This is a genomic window from uncultured Pluralibacter sp. (assembly GCF_913775985.1).
Taxonomy (GTDB): domain Bacteria; phylum Pseudomonadota; class Gammaproteobacteria; order Enterobacterales; family Enterobacteriaceae; genus Pluralibacter.
The window spans coordinates 1-20,704 of sequence record NZ_CAJYMB010000024.1; the positions used below are offsets into that span (position 1 = coordinate 1).

Genomic DNA, 20,704 nt, shown 5'->3' on the forward strand with positions numbered 1-20,704 from the left:
CAAAATCATGCAGCTTTTTGAAGACTACCGCGCCGCGGACGACTTTGTCGGCATGGATATGGCACGCAAGTTTATCCAGATGGGTTACACCCGCGCCCGGCGCTACGCCAACCACAAGGGCGGGCGAAAATACCACGCCGACGGCAGCGAGCTGCCACGGGAAATCAACGAAGAGAAGGCTGCCAGCGCGGCGATTTTCAAAACCGAATGGGACAAGCTGCGGGCGGACAAAGACTATCTGGCGCGCAAAAAAAAGCACCAGGCGCAGTACGGCTGATGCTTTTAATGACGATTAACGACTCAATCAGGCTTTAACGGCCCACAGATCGTATTCGTCCGCGTGCTCGACCTTCACCCGCAGCACGTCGCCGGGCTTGACGCCGGTTTCGCCGTTCAGGTACACCGCGCCGTCGATCTCCGGCGCGTCCGCCATGCTGCGGCCAATGGCGCCTTCTTCATCCACTTCATCGACGATGACCATGATTTCGCGGCCAATCTTCTCCTGCAGGCGCTCGGCGGAGATCTGCTGCTGCAGCTGCATAAAGCGGTTCCAGCGCTCCTCTTTCACCTCTTCCGGCACCGGATCCGCCAGCTCATTGGCGGTCGCGCCTTCCACCGGGCTGTATTTAAAGCAGCCAACACGGTCCAGACGCGCCTCTTTCAGGAAATCCAGCAGCATCTGGAAATCCTCTTCGGTTTCGCCGGGGAAGCCGACGATAAAGGTGGATCGCAGGGTCAGCTCCGGGCAGATTTCGCGCCACTGCTTGATGCGCGCCAGCTGGCGATCAACCGAGCCGGGGCGCTTCATCAGCTTGAGGATGCGCGGGCTGGCGTGCTGCAGCGGAATATCCAGATAGGGCAGGATTTTGCCTTCCGCCATCAGCGGAATAACGTCGTCCACGTGCGGATAGGGATAGACATAGTGCAGGCGCACCCAGATGCCGAGTTTCGCCAGCTGCTCGCACAGGCTGACCATGCTGGTTTTCACCGGCGAGCCGTTCCAGAAACCGGTGCGGTGCTTCACGTCAACCCCGTAGGCGGAAGTGTCCTGGGAAATAACCAGCAGCTCTTTCACTCCGGCTTCCGCCAGGCGTTTGGCTTCGTCCAGCACCTCGCCAATCGGGCGGCTGTCGAGATCGCCGCGCATCGACGGAATGATGCAGAAGGTACAGCGGTGGTTGCAGCCTTCGGAAATTTTCAGATAGGCGTAGTGGCGCGGCGTCAGCTTAACGCCCTGTTCCGGCACCAGGCTCAGGAACGGGTTGTGCTGCGGCTTCGGCACGTAATGATGCACGTGCTCCAGCACCTGCTCGTAGCTGTGCGGGCCAGTGATCTCCAGCACTTTCGGATGCACTTCGCGGATCTGATCCTCTTTGGCGCCCAGGCAGCCGGTGACGATCACTTTTCCGTTCTCTTTCAGCGCTTCGCCGATGGTCTCCAGCGACTCCTGCACGGCGCTGTCGATAAAGCCGCAGGTGTTGACGATAACCATATCGGCGTTGTCGTAGCTCGACACCACGTCATAGCCTTCGGTGCGCAGCTCGGTGAGGATGCGCTCAGAATCTACCAGGTTTTTTGGGCAGCCCAGTGAAACAAATCCAATTTTAGACATTTTTTATACAGTACATTGCTCGGGAAAGGGCGGAGTATACATGATGTTTGCGGCTTATTCATACGCTGGCGAGGGGTAGTGATGTGCAGACCTTGGTGGGAGATCTTTCCGCGATCTGTAACTTTATTCAGCTGCCTGCCGCCCCTCTCTTTTGCCCACGCTTCCTGAAAAAACCGCCTCTCTATGAGGCGGCTAAACACCAATTATTCAAACCATGCCGGCACCGGGTCGGTAAAGTATTTCCACTTCTTCGGCCCTTTCGACATCTCCGCATCGGTCAGCAGGGCCGAGTCGAGCCGGGCGCGCAGGGTATCTTCGTCCATCTCCATGCCGATAAACACCAGCTCCTGGCGCGCGTCGCCGATGCCGTCGATCCACTTCGATTCGATAAAGGCCAGCGATTCAGGATCCGTCGGCCAGCGGTGCTCGGGGACGCTCGCCCACCACATGCCGCCGAGCCCCTGGCGCGTGACGCCGCCCGCCTGCGACCAGGCGCCGGCGTACTCCGGGCGGCTCGCCAGCCAGAAGTAGCCCTTGGATCGAATGACCCCGGCCAAATCGTGCTGCATCAGCTGCCAGAAGCGCTGCGGATGGAACGGGCGGCGGGCGCGGAACACGAAGCTGGTGATGCCGTACTCTTCGGTTTCCGGCGTGTGCTCGCCGCGCAGCTCCTTCAGCCAGCCCGGCGCCTGGGCGGCGTGGTCAAAATCGAAAAGCCCGGTGTTCAGCACGTTGTCGAGCGGCACCTGGCCAAACTGCGAAATCACCACTTTTGCCCGCGGGTTGAGCTTGTGCAGCATCGCCAGCAGGGTCTCTTTCTGCGCTTCGTCAATCAAGTCCACTTTGTTCAGCACCAGCACGTCGCAGAATTCGATCTGCTCAATAAGCAGATCCACGACGCTGCGCTCGTCGCCTTCGCCGTTGGATTCGCCGCGGGATTGAATGCTGTCAGCGGAGCCATAATCTTTCAGAAAATTAAAGGCGTCCACCACCGTGACCATGGTATCCAGCCGGGCGACCTTGGAGAGGCTTTCGCCTTCTTCGTCGTCAAAAGTGAAAGTTTCAGCCACCGGCAGCGGTTCGGAAATGCCGGTGGACTCGATCACCAGCTGATCGAAGCGGTTCTCTTTTGCCAGCCGGTTAACTTCCAGCAGCAGATCTTCGCGCAGGGTGCAGCAGATGCAGCCGTTGCTCATTTCCACCAGCTTCTCATCGGTGCGCGACAGCTCTGCGCCGCCGTCCCTGACCAGCGCGGCATCAATATTCACTTCCGACATATCGTTAACGATCACCGCAACCCGGCGGCCTTCCCGGTTATTGAGGATGTGGTTCAGCAGCGTGGTTTTTCCGGCGCCGAGAAAGCCGGAAAGTACGGTAACGGGCAGGCGGCGATCGCCGCCCGCTGGGAGTATCTCTGTCATGTTTGTCATTCCTCACTGTGTGACGATATTCGTTGAGAGCGGCGTCCGGCAGCCTGCCGGAAAAGCGTGATTTAGATATGTTATAACATAACAAATAACATGACAAACAGTGGCGTTTCGTTTTACTTTTTCCGGTTGTTTCCGCCGTTTCGTCGCCAGCGGCTCGCTGAGGCAGTAAACTCGGCAAAAATTAAGGAGAACACAATGATGCCGATACACTTTCGCCGCTGTCTCAGCGGTGCGGCCCTGATAGCCCTAAGCTGCCTGCCCGCTAGCGCGCTGGCGCTTTCGCCGCAGGCGCTGGAAGCGCGGGTTAACAACGTGATTGCGCCCTTGATGAAGCAGCAGCAGATCCCGGGCATGGCGGTGGCGGTTATCTATCGCGGCCGGACCCAGTATTTTTACTATGGCCTTGCGGACCTGCAGGCGCGCCGTCCAGTCAGCGGCGATACGCTGTTTGAGCTGGGCTCCCTGAGTAAGACATTTACCGGTATAGCCGGCGGCTATGCCGCAGCGAACAGTGAAATCCGGCTGGACGCGCCGGTAGCGGAGGTTGCTCCGGAGCTGAAAATGGCGCCGTGGCGCAATATCTCCCTGCTGCAGCTGGCCACCTATACCGCAGGCGGTCTGCCGCTGCAGCTGCCCGATGACGTTACCAGCGAGTCGGCGCTGTTGCGCTACTATCAGCACTGGAAGCCCGAGTACGCGCCGGGCAGCGTGCGCCAGTACTCCAACGCCAGCATCGGCCTGTTTGGCGCGCTGGCGGTGAAAAACAGCGGCCTGAGCTTTGACCAGTATATGCAGCGGCGGGTGCTGACGCCCCTGAAGCTCGCGCACACCTTTATCAGCGTGCCGGCGCGGGAAGAAAAAAATTACGCCTGGGGCTACCGGGACGGCAAACCGGTGCGCGTCTCGCCGGGGATGCTGGATGCCGAAGCCTACGGCATCAAAACCACCATCGGCGACATGGCGACCTTTGTGCAGGCCAATATCGACGGCGGAAAGCTGAACAGCGGCGATCCGCTGCTGGCGAAAGCGATTGTTACTGCCCAGACCGGCTATTACAAAACTGGCGATATGTATCAGGGACTCGGCTGGGAGGCGTGGCCGATGCCGGTTGCTGCCGATAAGTTGATTGCCGCCAGTGACAACGCGGTTGCCCTTAAGCCTGCCCCTGCGGTGCGCCAGACGCCGGCGCGTCCTTTCGGCCCGAACAGCCTGCTGCACAAAACCGGCAGCACCAACGGCTTCGGTGCCTATGCGGCGTTCATTCCCGGGCATCAGGCCGGGGTGATCATGCTGGCTAACAAAAATTATCCCAATCCGCAGCGTGTTGCCGCGGCGTGGCAGATCCTGCGCCACCTCGACTGAGCCGGCCTAGCGGAGGGTGCTTTGCGGCCTGCGGGCGGTGATATGAACATGATCGTCCCGCAGATCGTCTGCCGCCTCGCGGCTGCGGCCGCGCAGCTCATCGCTGTCGGCATCGTGGCGCAGGCGGTGATCGGGATTGTGTACCCGGAAAAACAGGTGGCCGTTGTCGCTCGCCATCAGCTGGCCGGAAAAGAGTGCGCAGACCAGCAATATCAGGGACAGTCCTCTGTGGATCATTTTTTATCGCTCTGTGCAGTTGAGACCGGCTCAATATTGCCTGGCGCTGCGTACAGTTGGCGCACCGCTGGTTAAGGTTTCGTAAAAAATTCTTCATCTCTTCGCCCCCTGACTACCCTTAAGCCATTCGCACAACAAGGAGCCCGCTATGCGCTATTCCACCGCCGCTGTTCTTCTCGGAATGCTGTTTACCGCCGCCGCTGCCGCCCGCCCGCAGGTAGAGCCGGTGAATGTCGAGGTTGTTCAGGACAAGCTAAACCATCCGTGGTCGCTGGCGTTTTTGCCGGGCGGCCAGGGCGCACTCATCACCCAGCGCGGCGGGGAGCTGCTGCGCTGGCAGCCGGGGAAAGGCGTCTCGGCGCCGATAAAGGGCGTGCCGAAGGTCTGGGCGCACGGGCAGGGCGGCCTGCTGGACGTGGTGCTGGCGCCAGATTTTGACCGTTCCCGGCGAGTCTGGCTGAGCTACGCCGAAGCGGGCCCGGACGGCAAGGCGGGCACCGCCGTTGGCTACGGGCGGCTCAGCGACGATCTGCGGCAGCTGGCGGATTTTAACGTGGTGTTCCGCCAGATGCCGAAACTTTCAACCGGCAACCACTTCGGCGGAAGGCTGGTGTTTGACGGTAAAGGCTACCTGTTTATCAGCCTCGGGGAAAACAACCAGCGCCCCACCGCCCAGGCGCTGGACAAGCTGCAGGGAAAAGTAGTGCGTCTGACCGATCGGGGCGCGGTACCGCAGGATAATCCCTTCGTCGGCAGATCCGGCGCACGGCCTGAAATCTGGTCCTACGGCATCCGTAATCCGCAGGGGCTGGCGATGAATCCGTGGAGTCACGCGCTGTGGCTGAACGAGCACGGCCCGCGGGGCGGGGACGAAATTAACATCCCGGAGAAAGGGAAAAATTACGGCTGGCCGCTGGCGACCTACGGCATCAACTACAGCGGCCAGCCCATTCCGGAGGCGAAAGGTGAAACGGTGCCGGGCACCGAGCCGCCGCTGTTCGTCTGGCGCCAGTCGCCGGCGGTGAGCGGAATGGCGTTTTACAATGCCGCGACCTTCCCCCAGTGGCAGCATCGTCTGTTTATCGGGGCGCTAAAGGATAAGTCGATTATCGTGCTGAAGGTCAATGGCGACAGCGTCACTGAAGAGATGCGCATTCTGAAAGATCGCGGCCAGCGCGTGCGCGACGTGCGGATCGGGCCCGACGGCTATCTGTACGCGCTGACCGACGAAGCGGACGGCGAGCTGCTGAAAATCAGCCCGGCGTCCTGATCTCAGGTCACCGGGATCATCACCACGTTTTGATAGGCCGGGCGGCGCGACAGCTGCTGGTGCCAGCGCTGCAGGTTGGGATGCGGCTGCCACGTTTGTACCGCGCCCAGCAGATTCCAGACAAACGGCGCTACGGCGATGTCGCCGACGCCGAACTCTTCGCCGGAGAGCCACGGCGATTCGGCCAGCGCGTCGTCCAGCATGGCGAGCAGCTTCTCCACCTCGGCGATAGCCGCGTTAATTGCCGCGCTGTCCCGCTGTTCCGGCGGCGTTCTCACCAGCCCGGTAAGGATTATCCGGTGCTGCAGGGAGAGCGCGCCATTGGCCCAGTCCATCCACTTTTCCGCCTGCGCGCGCCGGGCCGGGTTGTCTATCCACAGGCGGTTAATGCCGTACTGGGCGGCAAGATAGCGCACGATGGTATTGGATTCCCACAGCGTAGCCTGAGTTTCGTCATCTACCAGCAGCGGCACCAGGCCGTTTGGATTTTTTGCCAGATACGCCGCATCGTGGTTGAGGCCAAACTCCAGCCCGGCGAGGATCTGCTGATAGGGCAGATCCAGCTCCTCCAGCGTCCAGCGAACTTTTTTCACGTTGGTTGAGTTGTTGCGTCCCCATAGCGTTATCATAAGCACTCCCGGTAGCAATAAGATGAACAGCGTTTAACGTTCAGGCTATGGTGAGGGAAATTGAATATTCAGGCAACGGCGATCAAAAAAATTGTGCCGTTTTTAGCGCATCCTGACGTTCTTGCGTAAACTTTAGAAACTTTACCAACGCATTGTTTCTTTAAGGTCATTTCTGCGTTATTACTCACCGCCGGTTCGTCGATGCCGGTGGCGTCGTTTTTTGAAATGGATACTTGGGTGGCTCTTATGACGCGTTCCGTTATCTCCCTTCGCGGCCTGGCAGCAGGCTCTTTGTTACTTCTTTTTGTCGCGCCCCTCGCGCAGGCTGCCGACCAGGTAGCGATGCCCGCCGCCCCGGCGGTGGACGCCAAAGCCTGGATCCTGATGGACTATGCCAGCGGCAAGGTGCTCAGTGAAGGCAATGCGGACGAAAAGCTCGATCCCGCCAGCCTGACCAAAATCATGACCAGCTACGTGGTCGGCCAGGCCCTGAAGGCCAATAAAATCAAACTCACCGACATGGTGACCATCGGCAAAGATGCCTGGGCGACGGGTAACCCGGCGCTGCGCGGTTCTTCGGTGATGTTCCTCAAGCCGGGGATGCAGGTGTCGGTGGAAGACCTCAATAAAGGGGTGATCATCCAGTCCGGCAACGACGCCTGTATTGCCCTTGCGGACTACGTTGCCGGCAGCCAGGACTCGTTCATTAATCTGATGAACGGCTATGCCCAGAAAATGGGCCTGACCAACACCACCTTTAAAACCGTACACGGCCTCGACGCGCCAGGCCAGTTCAGCACCGCGCGGGACATGGCGCTGCTGACCAAAGCCAGCATCCGCGACGTGCCGGATGAGTATGCCGTCAATAAAGAGAAAGAGTTTACCTTCAACAAAATTCGCCAGCAGAACCGCAACCGCCTGCTGTGGAATGCCAGCCTCAATGCCGACGGCGTGAAAACCGGCACCACGGCCGGGGCGGGCTACAACCTGGTCTCATCGGCGAAGCAGGGCGATATGCGCCTGATTGCGGTAGTGCTCGGCACCAAAACCGACCGCGTGCGCTTTAGCGAATCGGAAAAGCTGCTCACCTGGGGCTTTCGCTTCTTTGAAACCGTCACGCCCATTAAGCCCGACGCGACCTTCGTCGAGCAGCGGGTGTGGTACGGCGACAGCAGCGAGGCTAAGCTCGGAGCAGGTGATGCGGGTTCAATTACCCTGCCAAAAGGCCAGCTTAAAAACCTGAAAGCGAGCTACAGCCTGAGCCAGCCGCAGCTGACCGCGCCGCTGAAGAAGGGCCAGGTTGTCGGCACCATCGACTTTAAGCTGAACGATAAAACCATCGAACAGCGCCCGCTTATCGTCATGGAAGATGTTAACGAAGGCGGCGTGTTTGGCCGGATGGTGGATTTTGTGCTGATGAAATTCCACCAGTGGTTCGGCAGCTGGTTCTCGTAACTACTCCGACAGCAGCGTAATACCGTGCTGCTTCACCTGCGCCGCCAGCTTGCACTCCGGGCGGCGGTCGCAGGCAATCGCGTTAAACTTCGCCAGATCCCCCATCCTCGCAGGCCTGACCCGGCCAAATTTGCTGTGATCCACCACCAGTACGTGAAACTGCGACTGCGCCATCGCCCACAGCTTCACCGGCAGCTCGTCGAGATTAAAGCAGGTGACGCCCTGGCGTTCGTGGACGCCCGCGGCGGAGTAAAAGGCGATGTCCGGACACAGGTGGCTTAAGGTGTCCTGCCCGCTGAGTGGCTTGAAGATAGCGTTGCTGGCGTGAAACTCTCCGCCGCACAGGATCGGTCGGCACAGCGGCTTTTCCTGCAGCGCAATAAAGGTATTCAGAGAGTAGCAGATGCCGGTAAAGGGCAGGGCGTTGTCGATGGCGTCAATGATCCACGGTGTAGTGGTGCCGCAGTCAAAAAAGGCCATCTGGTGCGCCTGCAGCAGGCGGGCGGCAGCGCGGCCCGCGAGGCGCTTTTCCTCTACCAGCCGGGTTTTCTGATCGCTGAGCAGATAGTGGCCGGCGTTGCGCGGTTCGAGCACCACGTAGCCCCCCAGCAGCAGCACCGGACCCGGCGCGCTGTTGAGATCCCGGCGAATCGTCATCTCCGAGACGCCGAGCAGCGCGGCGGCCTCTTTCAGGTGCAGCTTATCGCTGACCTTTAGCGCCTGAACGAGCTGGCCAATGCGCTCGTCGCGTCTGGTTTCCATTATGTATATCACTCTGAAAGCGCCCGGCAGCGGGCCGGGCAGTAGAACAGAATGTTACCTTATAGCGCCTTACTTAGTCACGCACCCAGCCTTTGCGAATCGGCAGCGCGAAGCAGACGCGGTAAAGACGCTGCAGCTGGCGATAGAGCCGCTCGCCGCCCAGCGTCCACAATATCTGGGCGCTGAGGCATCCGCTCAGGCCCGCCAGAAAGCCGCCCACCATATCCAGAGGCCAGTGAACCCCGAGATAGACCCGCGACCAGGCAATGGCGCAGGCCGCCAGCAGCAGCACCGCGCCGGACCACAGCCGGTGCCAGAACAAAAAGGCGAAAGCGAAGGTGAACACGATAGTGCCGTGGTCGCTAGGGAACGAATCATCGGCGGCGTGGTGGAGGAAGTTATAGCCCGCGCCGACCACAAAGGGCCGGGCGTGGGGGAAGAGGTGGCCCACAATCCAGGAGAGCAGCAGACTGACCGCCATCGCTATCGTCATTTTCAGCACCAGATGCCGCTGGGCGCTTACCTGCTCGCGCGGTCCCCACAGCCACATCGCGGCGGCCAGCACGGGCACCAGCGCTATCAGATCTTTGGCGATAAAGGTCGCCAGCGGGATCGCCCACGACGGAGACGCAGGGGTAGCGTTGATCCAGTAAAACAGCGAATAATTCAAATTCTCCAGCATAGCAGGCGGACTCTTACAGTGTGATGACGACAGGCAGCTTAGGGAACCTGTGGGGGCAGGAAAAGCGGCGTAGTCTGAATTGTCTGAAGGCCGGAATTATAACCCCGGCTTTGGCTTATTAAAGTGATGACTGATAATCAGCTTAAGGCGACCACCTTAAGCGAATATTAAACGAGCGGCAGATCCGCGGGCTGGGTCTTGTGCCTGCTCGCTTTAAGTTCCCCCTGCGCCGGCTGCATACCACTCAAATTATTAAGGTTACCTCCATATTTAACTATCTCCGCTGGTCATGATTTATTACACTTCCCGCGTTTTTCCCGTATCCAAGAGATCCCATGCCTAATCACGCCCTTCCCGGAAAACGCCTCGGCCGCTCGGCGCTGCTGTTTCCGCTTTGCCTCGTGCTGTACGAGTTTTCAACCTATATCGGCAACGACATGATCCAGCCCGGTATGCTCACCGTGGTCGAGGAGTTCCAGGCCGGCACCGAATGGGTGCCGACCTCCATGACCGCCTATCTGGCGGGCGGCATGTTTTTGCAGTGGCTGCTGGGCCCGCTGTCGGACCGCATTGGTCGCCGCCCGGTGATGCTGGGCGGCATTATCTGGTTTATTCTCACCTGCCTCGCCACGCTGCTGGCCCAGAACATTGAGCAGTTCACCCTGCTGCGCTTCCTGCAGGGGATTGGCCTGTGTTTTATCGGCGCGGTAGGGTACGCGGCGATACAGGAGTCGTTTGAAGAGGCGGTGTGCATAAAAATTACCGCCCTGATGGCCAACGTGGCGCTGATTGCTCCGCTGCTGGGGCCGCTGGTGGGCGCCGCCTGGGTGCACGTGGCGCCCTGGGAGAGCATGTTCGTGATGTTCGCCGCGCTGGCCGCCATTTCCTTTTTCGGCCTGCAGCGGGCAATGCCGGAAACCGCCACCCGGCTCGGGGAAAAACTCTCCATCGCCGAGCTGGGGCGCGACTACGGGCTGGTGCTGAAAAACCTGCGCTTTGTCGCCGGGGCGCTGGCGACCGGCTTTATCAGCCTGCCGCTGCTGGCGTGGATTGCCCAGTCGCCGGTGATCATCATCAGCGGCGAACAGGCCAGCAGCTACGAGTACGGCATGCTGCAGGTGCCCATTTTTGGCGCGCTGATCGCCGGCAACCTGCTGCTGGCGAAGCTGACCTCGCGGCGCAGCGTGCGCTGGCTGATTATCGCCGGCGGCTGGCCGGCGGTGCTCGGGCTGGTGGTGGCCGCTGCCGCCACGGTAGTTTCTTCTCACGCCTATCTGTGGATGACCGCCGGGCTCAGCCTGTACGCCTTCGGCATCGGCATCTCCAACGCTGGCCTGGTGCGCCTGACGCTGTTTGCCAGCGAGATGAGCAAGGGGACGGTGTCGGCGGCGATGGGCGTGCTGCAAATGCTGATCTTTACCGTCGGCATTGAGATCAGCAAGCACGCCTATCAGATTGGCGGCAGCGGCCTGTTCAGCCTGTTTAATTTGTTAAGCGGGGTGCTGTGGCTGGCGCTGACGGTCTATTTCCTGTGGGACAAGCGCGCCGGCAGCGGCAACAGCTAGCCGGCGCGGCCCTTCACGCGAAGGGCGCTCTGGCGTTCAGCACATCGTCGATGATCTGCAAAACCCCTTCCTGATTATTCTCCGGCGCCCGGTAGCGGGCGGCGGCTTTCGCTGCCGGAATGGCGTTGGCCATGGCAAAACCAAAGCGCGCCTGGCGCAGCATCTCCAGATCGTTGCCGCTGTCGCCGAAGGCCACCACGTCGCCGTCCTCAATGCCCCAGCGTTCCTGCAGCAGGCGCAGGCCGTTAGCTTTATGAATACCGGGAATGATCAGGTCGATGCTGCCGTGGCCGGTGGTCACCGCGGTCATCATGTGTCCCAGACTGTCGTTAAGGGCCGCCTGCAGCGCCGGCACCAGACTGTCAGGCACGTTGAGGCCGAACTTCAGAAAGGTGTCCTGCGGCGCGCGCAGATCGTCAACAATTTCCAGCCGGTGATAGTAGCGGGCCACCACCGCTTTCAGATCGTCGCTGTAGCGGCGCAGGGTGTAGGCGCTGCGCTTGCCGCAGGCGATGATTTCAACGTCCGACAGGCCGTGCAGGAAGTCCAGCACCTGCTCGAAATGCCCCCGGGAGAGATCGGCATTAAACACGTCCTCGCCCGCGTCGCGTACCCAGCCGCCGTTTTCCGCCACGAAGGCGATCTCGTGGGCTATTTCCGGGAAGAAGGAGATAAGCTGCCAGTACTGGTTGCCGCTGGCGACCGCAAAGCGGATCCCCTGCGCCTTCATCTGCTGATACTGGCTCAGGAACCGCGCGCGGTTGTAGCGCTTTTCATCATCGAGAAAGGTGCCGTCCATATCGACGGCGATAAGTTTTACGCTCATGAGGCATTCTCCATTGCGGGGCGATCTTCAGGTTTGGCGACCGCCCGGGCAACGCAGGCGGCGATAAGAACCAGGGTCAGCACTACCAGCATCGCGCTGCGCAGGCCGTAGTGCTCGCCGAGGAAGCCGAGCAGCGGCGGGCCCACCAGAAAGGCCAGATAGCCGGTAGTTGCCACCACGCTGACGCGGCCGGGGGCATCGGGGCCGGTGTCGCTGGCGGCGGAAATGGTCAGCGGGAAGCCGAGGGAGGCGCCGAGCCCCCAGAGGATCACCGAGACGCCGGCAATCCAGTCCACGTCGACAAAAATAATCAGGGCGATGCCCAGCGCGCCCATTATCGCGCTGGCGCGCACCACCGCCACCCGGCTGTAGCGGTCGATAAACCAGCCGCCGCAGAAGCGCCCGGCGGTCATGCCGAGGGTAAAGCCGAAGTAGATAAGCGACCCGGAGGTCGGGCTGAAGCCGTGGCCGTCAACCATCAGCAGCGGCAGCCAGTCGCTGGCCGAACCTTCGGCAAACGCCATCGCCAGCACGACAACGCCGATCAGCATCAGCTGGCCGTCGCGGTAGAACGGCAGCCCTTTTTCCGCCCGCCGGCCGTCGCCGGTCTCGCTTTTGCCGTTGCCTTCGGGGATGGCGCGAATGGCCAGCGCGATGGGCACAATGCATACCAGCGCCGCCAGCAGGGTATGTACCGCGGGCGCCAGCCCGGCGGCGGTGAGTCCGATACCGATCCCGGCACCAATCAGGGTGCCGAAGCTGTAGAAGCCGTGCATCATCGGCAGCACCGTTTTGTTCATCTCCCGCTCCACCGCCGCGCCCTCGACGTTAATCGCCACTTCCGCAGAGCCGAAGCTGCCGCCGAACACCAGCAGGCCGAAGGAGAACAGCAGTGACGAGGCCGCGTGCAGGGCAAGACTCATGATCAGCATGCCCACCACCGCGCTGAACATGGTGGCGCGGATAACCTTGCGGGTGCCGAAGCGCCGTACCAGCCAGGCCGAGCACAGGATGCCGCTCATGGAACCAATAGAGAGGCCAAACAGCACGATACCCATGCCGGCGGTAGAGACCGACAGCGTATCGCGAATGGCGGGGGTGCGGGTGGCCCACGAGGCCATCAGTAGCCCGGGCAAAAAGAAGAAGGTAAACAGCGCCAGCATGCGCAGCCGCAGTGCTTTACGGTGAGAAAGGGACGTCATCCAATAACAGCCTTAAAGATAAGTGAGCAATAAGCGTAGCAAAAACCGGCTTTAGCGAAGAAGTTCATACTTTAGACGTTAACACCGGCTCAATTTTGTTTTTATACACCGAATTATCGGGAATATCCTGCAGCACCAGCGAGTGCGCGCCGATGGTGACGTTATTGCCGATAGAGACTTTGCCGCCGAGGATCGTCGAGTTACAGCCGATATCGACATTGTCGCCGATAACGATCATCGCCTCGTCGCTTTCGGTTTTAAGCCCGATGGTGACGCCCTGCTTGATGCGGGCATTTTCGCCAATCACGCAGTTTTCGGTGATCACGATGCAGCTGAGGTGCGCGAGATCCAGCCCCTTGCCGATGCGGCAGGCGAGGGCGATATCCACGCCGTGGCGGCGCTTGAGGCGATTATCAATACGGCGGGCAAGGCGCTTTTTTCCCCGCTGGTTTTGGGCATAAAGCCACGAGGCGATGCGCCACCAGAACAGGAAATGCTTACGCTGGTTGCGCCGGGTTCGCCGCAGCGCCCGGGTCCAGGCAAACGGATTATCGCGGCCTATCACTTCCAGATGGATACACTCTTTGAGTTTTTCATATGAGGTCATGCAGCGTCGTCCTGACGATAAAAACGGGTAGTGTAAATCAACGAGGGCTAAACCAAAGCGTTTTAATAACAAAAAAGCAGTCTGGAGGGGGGTGTTTACAAGGAGATGTTATGACGCTGGACGCGAAGGGCTGCCTGAAGTCTTGCGCTCCAGGCAGCACGGGGATACTTAGCGAGCGTAGGCGCTGCGCAGGATACCGGCCAGGCCGCGGTTCAGCTGGGTGCAGTTTTCCGTTACGTTATGGCTGCTCACCAGATTGCCGTACAGCGCCACGCTGCGCTGGGTCAGCTGCGACTGATCCAGCCGCCCGACGTCCCAGCCTTTACGCTGGGCCAGGCTCACGATGGCGTTGAAGATCTCCTTGTTCTCCCCCAGGTCGCTGCGGTTACAGTAGTTTTTCAGATAGGTTGCTCCCGCGATGGTGGACGCGAGCTGCTCCTGCTGCTCGGAGACCGGCGGCGCGATGCGCGCGGCGGCGATGGCCGGCGCTTCCGGCGGCTGTCGGGAGCCGCACCCCAGCAGCGCGGCGGAGAGGCCAATTACGGTAACTATTTTCCAATGCATAGGTCTTGCCACACTCTCATCTTATGAACGTTATTTCCGCCCGCTAGTGCAGGAGCGGATAACAGAGAAAAACCAGCCCCGCCAGCGCCAGGCCGGGACCGAACGGAAACTCGCTGCGCCGGTGCGCGCGCCTGCGGACAATGTGCCACAGGGCGAAGGCCAGCGTAAACAGGGAGGCCAGCAGCAGCACCGGCGGCAGCGCCTGCCAGCCGAGCCAGGCACCGAGGGCCGCCAGGCACTTCATATCCCCCCGGCCCAGCACCTCAAAACCGTAGCGCCAGCGCCCCAGCCAGTACAGCAGGCCCAGCGTCAGGTAGCCCGCTGCAGCGCCGATGACCGCGTCCTCCAGCGCTACCCGGTCGCTCACCAGGTGCCACAGCAGCCCCAGCCACAGCAGCGACTGGGTAAGCAGATCCGGCAGCAGGCGGTGAAGCGCGTCGATCCACGCCAGCGCCAGCAGCCACGCGCCGAACAGCATAAACGCTCCCCAGTCGAGGCCGGGGGGCAGCAGCCACGCGCAGAGCAGCCCCCACGCGCCGAGGCTCAGCTCCAGCCACAGGTAGCGCCAGCCGATGGGCGCGCCGCAGTCGCGGCAGCGCCCGCGCAGCACCAGCCAGCTGAACACGGGAATATTGTCATACCAGCGGATGGCGCTGCCGCAGTGCGGACAGTGGGAGGGCGGCCAGAAAAAGTTGAGCGCCGGCGCCGGGTCGTCTTCATCCCGCAGGATAGTCGCCGCCAGGCGATACACCACCATATTCATTACGCTGCCCAGGCACAGCCCGGTGAGCAGCGACAGTGCCAGCCAGCTCGCGTTTGCCGTCAGCATCTACTGCGCCCGGGGCGGACGCCCCAGCACCAGCCGGGAGACGTTAACTTCCCCGGGCGCGGCGGGAGTCAGTTCCAGCGCCACCACCAGCACCCCGGCGCTCTGCTGCATCTGCTGCAGCCAGCCGATCAGCAGGTTAAATTCAATGCCGCTCAGGGTCAGCTGCACCGTCTCGCCACCGGCGGGAGGCGAGGAGAGGGCGATGCCCGCCCGGGTCGCGCTCTCGGTGACCGCCTGAGCCAGCGGCATATTCAGCGCCGCGCTGTCGGGCTTGTGGGTTATCCAGCTCACCACGTCCTGCTGCTTTTGCATCCATACCAGCTGGCGGCGGGCGGTGTGCGCCTCGTCGCTGGCGGTTGCGAACAGCCACAGCGCGATGCCCTGCAGAACAATAAAAACGCCGAGCACAATCAGCGGCGTGCGCCAGCGAAGCAGATCAATTCTCATTGGGCCCCCGCAAGGTTAAGGTGGCGGTCACCTGCCCGGACGCGGCGGGTGCGAGCTTAACGGCCGCCCCCGCCTGTTTTGCCTGGGCCGGAACGCGCTTCGCATCGGCCTCGCTCAGGCTGACGTCAACCACCAGCGCGCGCTTGTCCCTGTCGAATGCCAGCCGCTGGATCTGCGGCGCAGACCACGGGCGCTGGAGCTGGGCGTACTGCCAGAAAGCGTTGAAAAAGTTGGCACTGCCAAACTGCTGGATCAGGCTGCGGCGCTGGCGGCGCAGGCGATCTACCGCGTCGACGTCTTCGCGCTTGTCCTGGGGCAGCCAGCGCTGGTAAAGGGCGGCTATCTGCGCCTGGTCCCGGCTGGCCTGCAGGTGCAGGTACAGCGCGGCGGCGCCGGTTCCCGCGAGGGCGAGCAGCATTGCCGCCGCAAGCAGCCCGGTGGCCCACGGCCAGTAGCGCGTGCCGCTGCGCGGCTGCAGCCCGGCAGGAAGCTGAGAAAGGAGATTAATACCGCTGTCGCCGCTGTGGCGGGCCAGTAGGGCCTCGCCGCCGTCCGCCGACTGGGTGGCCCAGCGGGCGTCGGGATACGGCGCCGGGCCGTACAGCGCCAGGGCGTCGCTGTCGCGCCACTGGGGCAGGATCTCCGCTACCCAGTCCGGGTGCAGCCACGCGCCCCGGCCGCCGCGCTCGCGGTACAGCCAGCGCCCGCCGGCGGAGGTCAACACCGCCGGTTCATCGGGCAGGGCCGCTAGCTCCGGCAGCAGCTGGATAATATTCAGGCCGGCGGCGTTGACGGCGGTCATCACTGCGGTGAGCCACTCCCGGGGACAGCCCAGCAGCAGCGGGCGCGGCTCGCGGTTCGGCAGCCGCCACCACAGCCAGTCGCCCACCTCTTCGCCGAGGTTCTCCGCCAGCAGCTGGGCCAGCTGTTCGGGGCGCAGCCGGGCCTTGCCGCTGAAGGCGACCGGTTCCAGCACGCACTGCTCGGCGGGCAGCCACAGCACCGCCGGGCTCTGGCGCGCGATCTCCGGCAGGGTGCCGATGTCGGCCACGCTGGCAAGTTCGCCGAACTGCGCGTCCTGCGGCGAGAGCGGATCGCCAAACCACCACCCCAGCGGCCCGTCCACCGCCAGCGGCAGGCGTAAAAAGAGACGCTTTCCCTGCGGGCGCCTGAGCTGAAAGCGCGTTTTCATTCTGCGTTGTCCTCAAACTGGCGGTAAACCACGTGCATTTTTTTCTTCTCGTAATGAAGGCGGGTGCGCAAAATCCAGCGTCCTCCCGGGGCGTCGCTCTCAAGGGTCAGCTGATAGTCGGTACTGCTGGTGCCGAACAGCGTTGCAACCGGTAGCCCGCTGCTGAGAGTGGGGGGGATCTGACCGGGATCTTTCCAGCCCTTCTCAGGCCGGCTGGCCAGCAGCTGGCGCAGCCGGTCGTCGTCGACCGGCTTTTTCAACGCCGCCTGGATCAGCGGGATCTGCGCCACCGTCAGTCCGTTAATATTCAGGTTTTGTCCGCGCACCGGCCCGCTCACCGCACACAGCTGCGGGCGCAGCCGCTGCCACGCCGCCGGGGCAATGGAGGCCACCGCCAGCAGCTGGCTGGGATCGCGAAACTGGTAGCCCTGCAGCATATTTTGCAGCGCCTGAAGGCTGATGTTCTGCCCGATCCCGGCGCGCGCCAGCAGCTGCTGGAACCAGGCGAGGGCGGGCAGCGCGTCCTGGCTGCCTTTCTGGGCCGTCTGATTTTTCTGCACCGCCAGCAGCCAGTTCAGATTGAAGCAGGCCCCGACGTCGCTCAGCGCGTAGCTGACGCTGCCGCCGCCCACCCGCACCGCGCGCGGCGAAAGCCAGGCCGCGGCGTTGGGCAGCATCCCGCCGCTGGCATCCAGCTGACGCTGCAGATCTGCCGCCACCGCCGCTTCCGCACCGAGCAGCTGCCATTTAACCTGCAGCCGCTGCTGGGCCGCGCTGACGCTCTGGCGGGTGGTTTGCCCGGTGCGCGAGAGGCTGGCGGCCATCACCGTGATCAGGCTTATCACCAGCAGGACGATCAGCAGCACCATGCCGCGCTGGTCGGATGCGGGGGCCGGGCGCATTACTGCTCCCCCATTAAAATCAGGCGCTGCACTTCGCCGAGCGAATTCACGGCAAGGGTGATCTCCACCGCCTGGGGCAGGGTATCGGCGTTCAGCAGCTGCGGGCGCCACATCCCTTTTTGATAAAAGCGCAGATGAAAGCCGCTGACGCCGGAGAGCAGCCGCCGGTTAAGGGCCTGCGCGCCGGGCGTTAGGAGCCGGCTGCGGCGATACAGCACGCCGTCCTGCAGATACCACTCCACCTGCTCAAGCTGCACCCCGGGGCTGCGGGACTGCTGGCGCAGCAGGCGCACTCGTGAATCATCACCGGTTTGCAGCTGCAGATCCGGCGCGCCCGCGCCGGCCCCTGTCTGGGGCGTGCGCATCGCGGCGTGGGAAAAATCGTCGGACAGGGTGGTAAAGGCCTGATTCACCGCCTTAAGGCGGCTGCCCTGAGACAGTACCATCTGCTGGCTGCGGTTCATGCCCGCCAGCAGATACCAGGCGCTGAGCGACACGATGGCGATCAGCGCCATGCCGAGAATAACCTCGAGCAGAGTAAAGCCGCGCTGGCGGTTCACGGGCGGGCCACCAGGGTGGTAAGCGACACCAGAGAGCCCTGCTCGCCGGGCCGGGAGACTTCAATTTCCAGCGCGTCCGTCCCGCGCACGTCGCTGTCGGTATAGCGGTAGCGCCAGCGCCAGCTGCTTCCGCCCATCAGGCTTTGCCCCTGCACCCACTGGCGGGCGTGAGGGCCCGGGGCGAGGTGCAGCTGCACCAGCTGGTTATCCGCAACCCAGCCGGCGTACAGCGTGGCTTTCAGCTGGCCGAGCATGGTGAGCTGCTGGGCCGCGAGGCGGATCACCGCGCTGCCGGTGACCGCGAGGATCACCAGCGCCACCAGGATTTCCAGCAGCACCATCCCGCGCTGGCCGCAGGCTCGCTTGTGCACGCTGGCTGAACGCAGCATCATGCCGCCGTTACTCCGCGGCCCAGTTGCCGATATCGTCTTCGGTATCTTCTTTACCGTCCGGGCCGATGGAGTAGACGTCAATGCTGCCGTGCTGGCCCGGGTTCAGCAGCTGATAAGCGTTGCCCCACGGATCTTTCGGCAGGCGCTTGATGTAGCCGCCGTCGCGGTAGTGGGCCGGAACCGGATCTTCTTCCGGCTTTTTCACCAGCGCCTGCAGCCCCTGCTCGGTGGTCGGGTAGTGGTTATTATCGAGGTGGTACATCTCCAGCGAGCTCTCCAGCATGCTGATATCGGCCTTGGCCTTCTGCTGGTCGGCCTTCGCCTTGCTGCCCATGATGTTGGGAATGACCAGCGTCGCCATCAGCCCGATAATCACGATCACCACCATTACTTCCAGCAGTGTGAAACCTTCTTGTCCCCGACGCAGATAGCGCGAATGTGCCATACAGAGTACTCCTGTGAGGTCGTTAGCCGACCATGGTGTTGAGTTGAAGAATGGGTTGCAGAATCGACATGATGATGAACAGCACCGCCGAGGCCATCACGATAATCAGCACCTGCTCGAAAATGCCCAGCGACAGGGTCAGGCGGTGGTTGAGTATTTCATCCTGCAGGTCGGCGGCGTGCTCCAGCATCTGGTTAAGCTCGCCGCTGCGCTCCCCGGAGGCGATCATGTGGTTCATCATCGGCGAGAACAGGCGCGTGGCGGACAGCGCCTGATACAGGCTTTTGCCTTCGTACACCTGATCGCAGGCTTCGGTAAGCTGGTGGCGGGCGTAGCTGTTGGCCAGCACCCGGGCGGCGATGCGCATCGACTCCAGCAGCGGCACGGCGCTGGCGGTGAGAATGCCGAGGGTTTTGGCATAGCGCGCGGCGTTGATCTCCCGTACCAGCCTGCCGAGGAACGGGATGCGCAGCATCCGCCGGTGCGCGCGCAGCAGGTTGTGCGGCTTGCGCAGCGACCAGCGCCACGCGGCGAGCGCGCCTCCGAGCACCACCGCCACCGGCAGGCCGAAGTCGCGGATGGCGTCACTGAGGGTCAGCAGCAGCCGGGTAGTCCACGGCAGCTCGACTTTCATCTGGATAAACTGGCTCATCACCTGCGGCACCACCGAAGTGAGCAAAATCGTCACCACCCCGATGGTGACGATGGTCAGCACCGCCGGGTAGAGCAGCGCCTGCACCAGCTTGTTCTTCATGGTCTGGCGCTTTTCGATGTACTGGGCCAGGCGCAGCAGCACCATGCTGAGGTAGCCGCTGGCCTCGCCGGCGGCGACCATCGCGCAGTAAAAGCGCTCGAAGGTGTTGGGAAAGCTCAGCAGCGCCTGTTCAAAGCTCAGGCCGGAGACCACTTTCTCGCGAAGCTGCTGGACGATATCGGCGACGGCGGGCTTTTCCGACTGCTGGGCCACCGCGTGCAGTGCCTCGTCCAGCGGCATTGAAGAGGCCACCATAGTCGCCAGCTGGCGGGTCATCAGCGACAGATCGGTATCGCTGATGCGCATCCGGCGGCGGCGTAGCAGGCCGCCGGCGGTTTCGCGCTTGCGGGCGGAAAGCAGGGTGAGCTTTTTTTCCCGCAGCAGCGCACGCAGGTGTGGCTCGGAGTCCGCCTCAAGAAAGCCGCGGATCTCCTGGCCCTGCGCGTCGGAGGCGAGATAGCTAAATCTCATTGATTTCTACCTCGCCGGTGGCGCGCAGCACTTCCTCCACGCTGGTGGTGCCGTCGAGAATTTTGGCAAAGCCGTCCTGGCGCAGGGACATAAAGTTGTCGCTCAGGGCGATCAGTTCGGCTTCGTTAAGTTTCTGATGCACGCCGGTGCGCATGGCGTCGTTGAGCACCAGAATTTCATGCAGCGAGCTGCGCCCGCGGTAGCCGGACGAGTGGCAGTGCTCGCAGCCGCCGGGCGCCCACGCCTTCAGGCCGGGACGCCAGGGCACGCCGAGGGAGTGGCACTCTTCTTCGCTGAGGGTGACCGGACGGCGGCAGTGGGGGCACAGCCGCCGCACCAGCCGCTGGGCCAGCACGCCGCTCAGGGAGCCCGACAGCAGAAAAGGCTCGACGCCCATATCCTGCAGGCGGGTAATGGCCCCCACCGAGGTGTTGGTGTGCAGCGTCGCCAGCACCATGTGGCCGGTCAGCGAGGCCTGCACCGCAATCTGCGCCGTTTCCCGGTCGCGA

Annotated in this window: 24 protein-coding genes; 5 read left to right on the forward strand and 19 right to left on the reverse strand. The window is 62.3% G+C overall.

What is annotated here, in order from left to right; translation table 11 throughout:
* Nucleotides 1–277 (forward strand): DUF4385 family protein (locus QZ766_RS03475; RefSeq protein ID WP_297197304.1); only part of this gene is annotated, 277 nt, incomplete at its 5' end.
* A gap of 27 nt (nt 278–304) precedes the next feature.
* On the opposite strand, the gene rimO is transcribed toward QZ766_RS03475, so the two are convergent.
* Both rimO and zigA read right to left on the reverse strand, forming a co-directional pair.
* Entirely contained in the window at nt 305–1,612 is a 1,308-nt protein-coding gene (gene rimO, locus QZ766_RS03480) for a 30S ribosomal protein S12 methylthiotransferase RimO (protein WP_297197307.1), read from the reverse strand.
* 203 nt (nt 1,613–1,815) lie between these two features.
* The gene (zigA, locus tag QZ766_RS03485; protein ID WP_297197310.1) at nt 1,816–3,033 is read right to left on the reverse strand and encodes a zinc metallochaperone GTPase ZigA; all 1,218 of its coding nucleotides are present in this window, start codon (nt 3,031–3,033) and stop codon (nt 1,816–1,818) included.
* Between the two features lie 204 nt (nt 3,034–3,237).
* Between zigA and ampC the strand changes: the two genes are divergently transcribed.
* Nucleotides 3,238–4,404 (forward strand): class C beta-lactamase, encoded by a 1,167-nt coding sequence (gene ampC / locus QZ766_RS03490; protein WP_297197313.1) that lies wholly within the window; start codon nt 3,238–3,240, stop codon nt 4,402–4,404.
* 6 nt (nt 4,405–4,410) lie between these two features.
* Here ampC and QZ766_RS03495 read toward each other — a convergent pair whose 3' ends face one another.
* Entirely contained in the window at nt 4,411–4,641 is a 231-nt protein-coding gene (locus QZ766_RS03495; RefSeq protein WP_297197316.1) for a DUF2554 family protein, read from the reverse strand.
* 181 nt (nt 4,642–4,822) lie between these two features.
* Here QZ766_RS03495 and QZ766_RS03500 point away from each other — a divergent pair, with 181 nt between their 5' ends.
* Nucleotides 4,823–5,911: a PQQ-dependent sugar dehydrogenase gene (locus QZ766_RS03500; RefSeq protein ID WP_297197371.1), complete on the forward strand. Its 1,089-nt coding sequence runs from the start codon at nt 4,823–4,825 to the stop codon at nt 5,909–5,911.
* A 2-nt stretch (nt 5,912–5,913) separates the two neighbouring features.
* On the opposite strand, the gene QZ766_RS03505 is transcribed toward QZ766_RS03500, so the two are convergent.
* Nucleotides 5,914–6,540: a glutathione S-transferase family protein gene (locus QZ766_RS03505; protein ID WP_297197320.1), complete on the reverse strand. Its 627-nt coding sequence runs from the start codon at nt 6,538–6,540 to the stop codon at nt 5,914–5,916.
* 246 nt (nt 6,541–6,786) lie between these two features.
* Between QZ766_RS03505 and dacC the strand changes: the two genes are divergently transcribed.
* Nucleotides 6,787–7,995 carry a serine-type D-Ala-D-Ala carboxypeptidase gene (dacC, locus tag QZ766_RS03510; RefSeq protein WP_297197323.1) on the forward strand — a complete coding sequence of 403 codons (1,209 nt, stop codon included), beginning with the start codon at nt 6,787–6,789 and terminating at the stop codon, nt 7,993–7,995.
* Here dacC and deoR read toward each other — a convergent pair whose 3' ends face one another.
* Both deoR and ybjG read right to left on the reverse strand, forming a co-directional pair.
* Nucleotides 7,996–8,757, reverse strand: a complete 762-nt coding sequence (gene deoR / locus QZ766_RS03515) for a DNA-binding transcriptional repressor DeoR (protein WP_297197326.1) — start codon at nt 8,755–8,757, stop codon at nt 7,996–7,998.
* 73 nt (nt 8,758–8,830) lie between these two features.
* Complete coding sequence (gene ybjG, locus QZ766_RS03520; protein ID WP_297197328.1) at nt 8,831–9,439, reverse strand: undecaprenyl-diphosphate phosphatase; 609 nt, start codon at nt 9,437–9,439, stop codon at nt 8,831–8,833.
* A gap of 335 nt (nt 9,440–9,774) precedes the next feature.
* On the opposite strand from ybjG, the gene QZ766_RS03525 reads away from it, so the two are divergent.
* Complete coding sequence (locus QZ766_RS03525; RefSeq protein WP_297197331.1) at nt 9,775–11,004, forward strand: MFS transporter; 1,230 nt, start codon at nt 9,775–9,777, stop codon at nt 11,002–11,004.
* A 13-nt stretch (nt 11,005–11,017) separates the two neighbouring features.
* On the opposite strand, the gene QZ766_RS03530 is transcribed toward QZ766_RS03525, so the two are convergent.
* The 13 genes from QZ766_RS03530 to QZ766_RS03590 all read right to left on the reverse strand — a co-directional run.
* Nucleotides 11,018–11,830 carry a Cof-type HAD-IIB family hydrolase gene (locus QZ766_RS03530; RefSeq protein ID WP_297197334.1) on the reverse strand — a complete coding sequence of 271 codons (813 nt, stop codon included), beginning with the start codon at nt 11,828–11,830 and terminating at the stop codon, nt 11,018–11,020.
* Nucleotides 11,827–13,032: an MFS transporter gene (locus QZ766_RS03535; protein ID WP_297197337.1), complete on the reverse strand. Its 1,206-nt coding sequence runs from the start codon at nt 13,030–13,032 to the stop codon at nt 11,827–11,829. Before QZ766_RS03535 ends, QZ766_RS03530 begins: the two co-directional genes overlap by 4 nt.
* Before the next feature lie 64 nt (nt 13,033–13,096).
* On the reverse strand, nt 13,097–13,639 hold the full coding sequence (locus QZ766_RS03540; RefSeq protein ID WP_297197340.1) for a serine acetyltransferase: 543 nt from the start codon (nt 13,637–13,639) through the stop codon (nt 13,097–13,099).
* 168 nt (nt 13,640–13,807) lie between these two features.
* Nucleotides 13,808–14,203: a type II secretion system pilot lipoprotein GspS gene (gspS, locus tag QZ766_RS03545; protein WP_297197343.1), complete on the reverse strand. Its 396-nt coding sequence runs from the start codon at nt 14,201–14,203 to the stop codon at nt 13,808–13,810.
* Between the two features lie 43 nt (nt 14,204–14,246).
* Nucleotides 14,247–15,032 carry an A24 family peptidase gene (locus QZ766_RS03550; protein WP_297197345.1) on the reverse strand — a complete coding sequence of 262 codons (786 nt, stop codon included), beginning with the start codon at nt 15,030–15,032 and terminating at the stop codon, nt 14,247–14,249.
* Complete coding sequence (gene gspM / locus QZ766_RS03555) at nt 15,033–15,479, reverse strand: type II secretion system protein GspM (protein WP_297197348.1); 447 nt, start codon at nt 15,477–15,479, stop codon at nt 15,033–15,035.
* Nucleotides 15,469–16,671, reverse strand: coding sequence for a type II secretion system protein GspL (gspL, locus tag QZ766_RS03560; protein ID WP_297197351.1), 1,203 nt, complete (start codon nt 16,669–16,671; stop codon nt 15,469–15,471). Before gspL ends, gspM begins: the two co-directional genes overlap by 11 nt.
* Nucleotides 16,668–17,573 (reverse strand): type II secretion system minor pseudopilin GspK, encoded by a 906-nt coding sequence (gene gspK, locus QZ766_RS03565; protein ID WP_297197354.1) that lies wholly within the window; start codon nt 17,571–17,573, stop codon nt 16,668–16,670. Before gspK ends, gspL begins: the two co-directional genes overlap by 4 nt.
* The gene (gspJ, locus tag QZ766_RS03570; protein ID WP_297197357.1) at nt 17,573–18,133 is read right to left on the reverse strand and encodes a type II secretion system minor pseudopilin GspJ; all 561 of its coding nucleotides are present in this window, start codon (nt 18,131–18,133) and stop codon (nt 17,573–17,575) included. The genes gspK and gspJ overlap by 1 nt, the downstream gene beginning before the upstream one ends.
* Complete coding sequence (gspI, locus tag QZ766_RS03575; RefSeq protein ID WP_297197360.1) at nt 18,130–18,525, reverse strand: type II secretion system minor pseudopilin GspI; 396 nt, start codon at nt 18,523–18,525, stop codon at nt 18,130–18,132. The genes gspJ and gspI overlap by 4 nt, the downstream gene beginning before the upstream one ends.
* 7 nt (nt 18,526–18,532) lie before the next feature.
* Nucleotides 18,533–18,970 carry a type II secretion system major pseudopilin GspG gene (gene gspG, locus QZ766_RS03580; RefSeq protein ID WP_297197363.1) on the reverse strand — a complete coding sequence of 146 codons (438 nt, stop codon included), beginning with the start codon at nt 18,968–18,970 and terminating at the stop codon, nt 18,533–18,535.
* A gap of 22 nt (nt 18,971–18,992) precedes the next feature.
* Nucleotides 18,993–20,195, reverse strand: coding sequence for a type II secretion system inner membrane protein GspF (gspF, locus tag QZ766_RS03585; protein WP_297197365.1), 1,203 nt, complete (start codon nt 20,193–20,195; stop codon nt 18,993–18,995).
* Nucleotides 20,185–20,704, reverse strand: a 520-nt coding sequence (locus tag QZ766_RS03590; RefSeq protein ID WP_297197368.1) for an ATPase, T2SS/T4P/T4SS family, incomplete at its 5' end; no start/stop codon positions are given. The genes QZ766_RS03590 and gspF, both read right to left, overlap by 11 nt.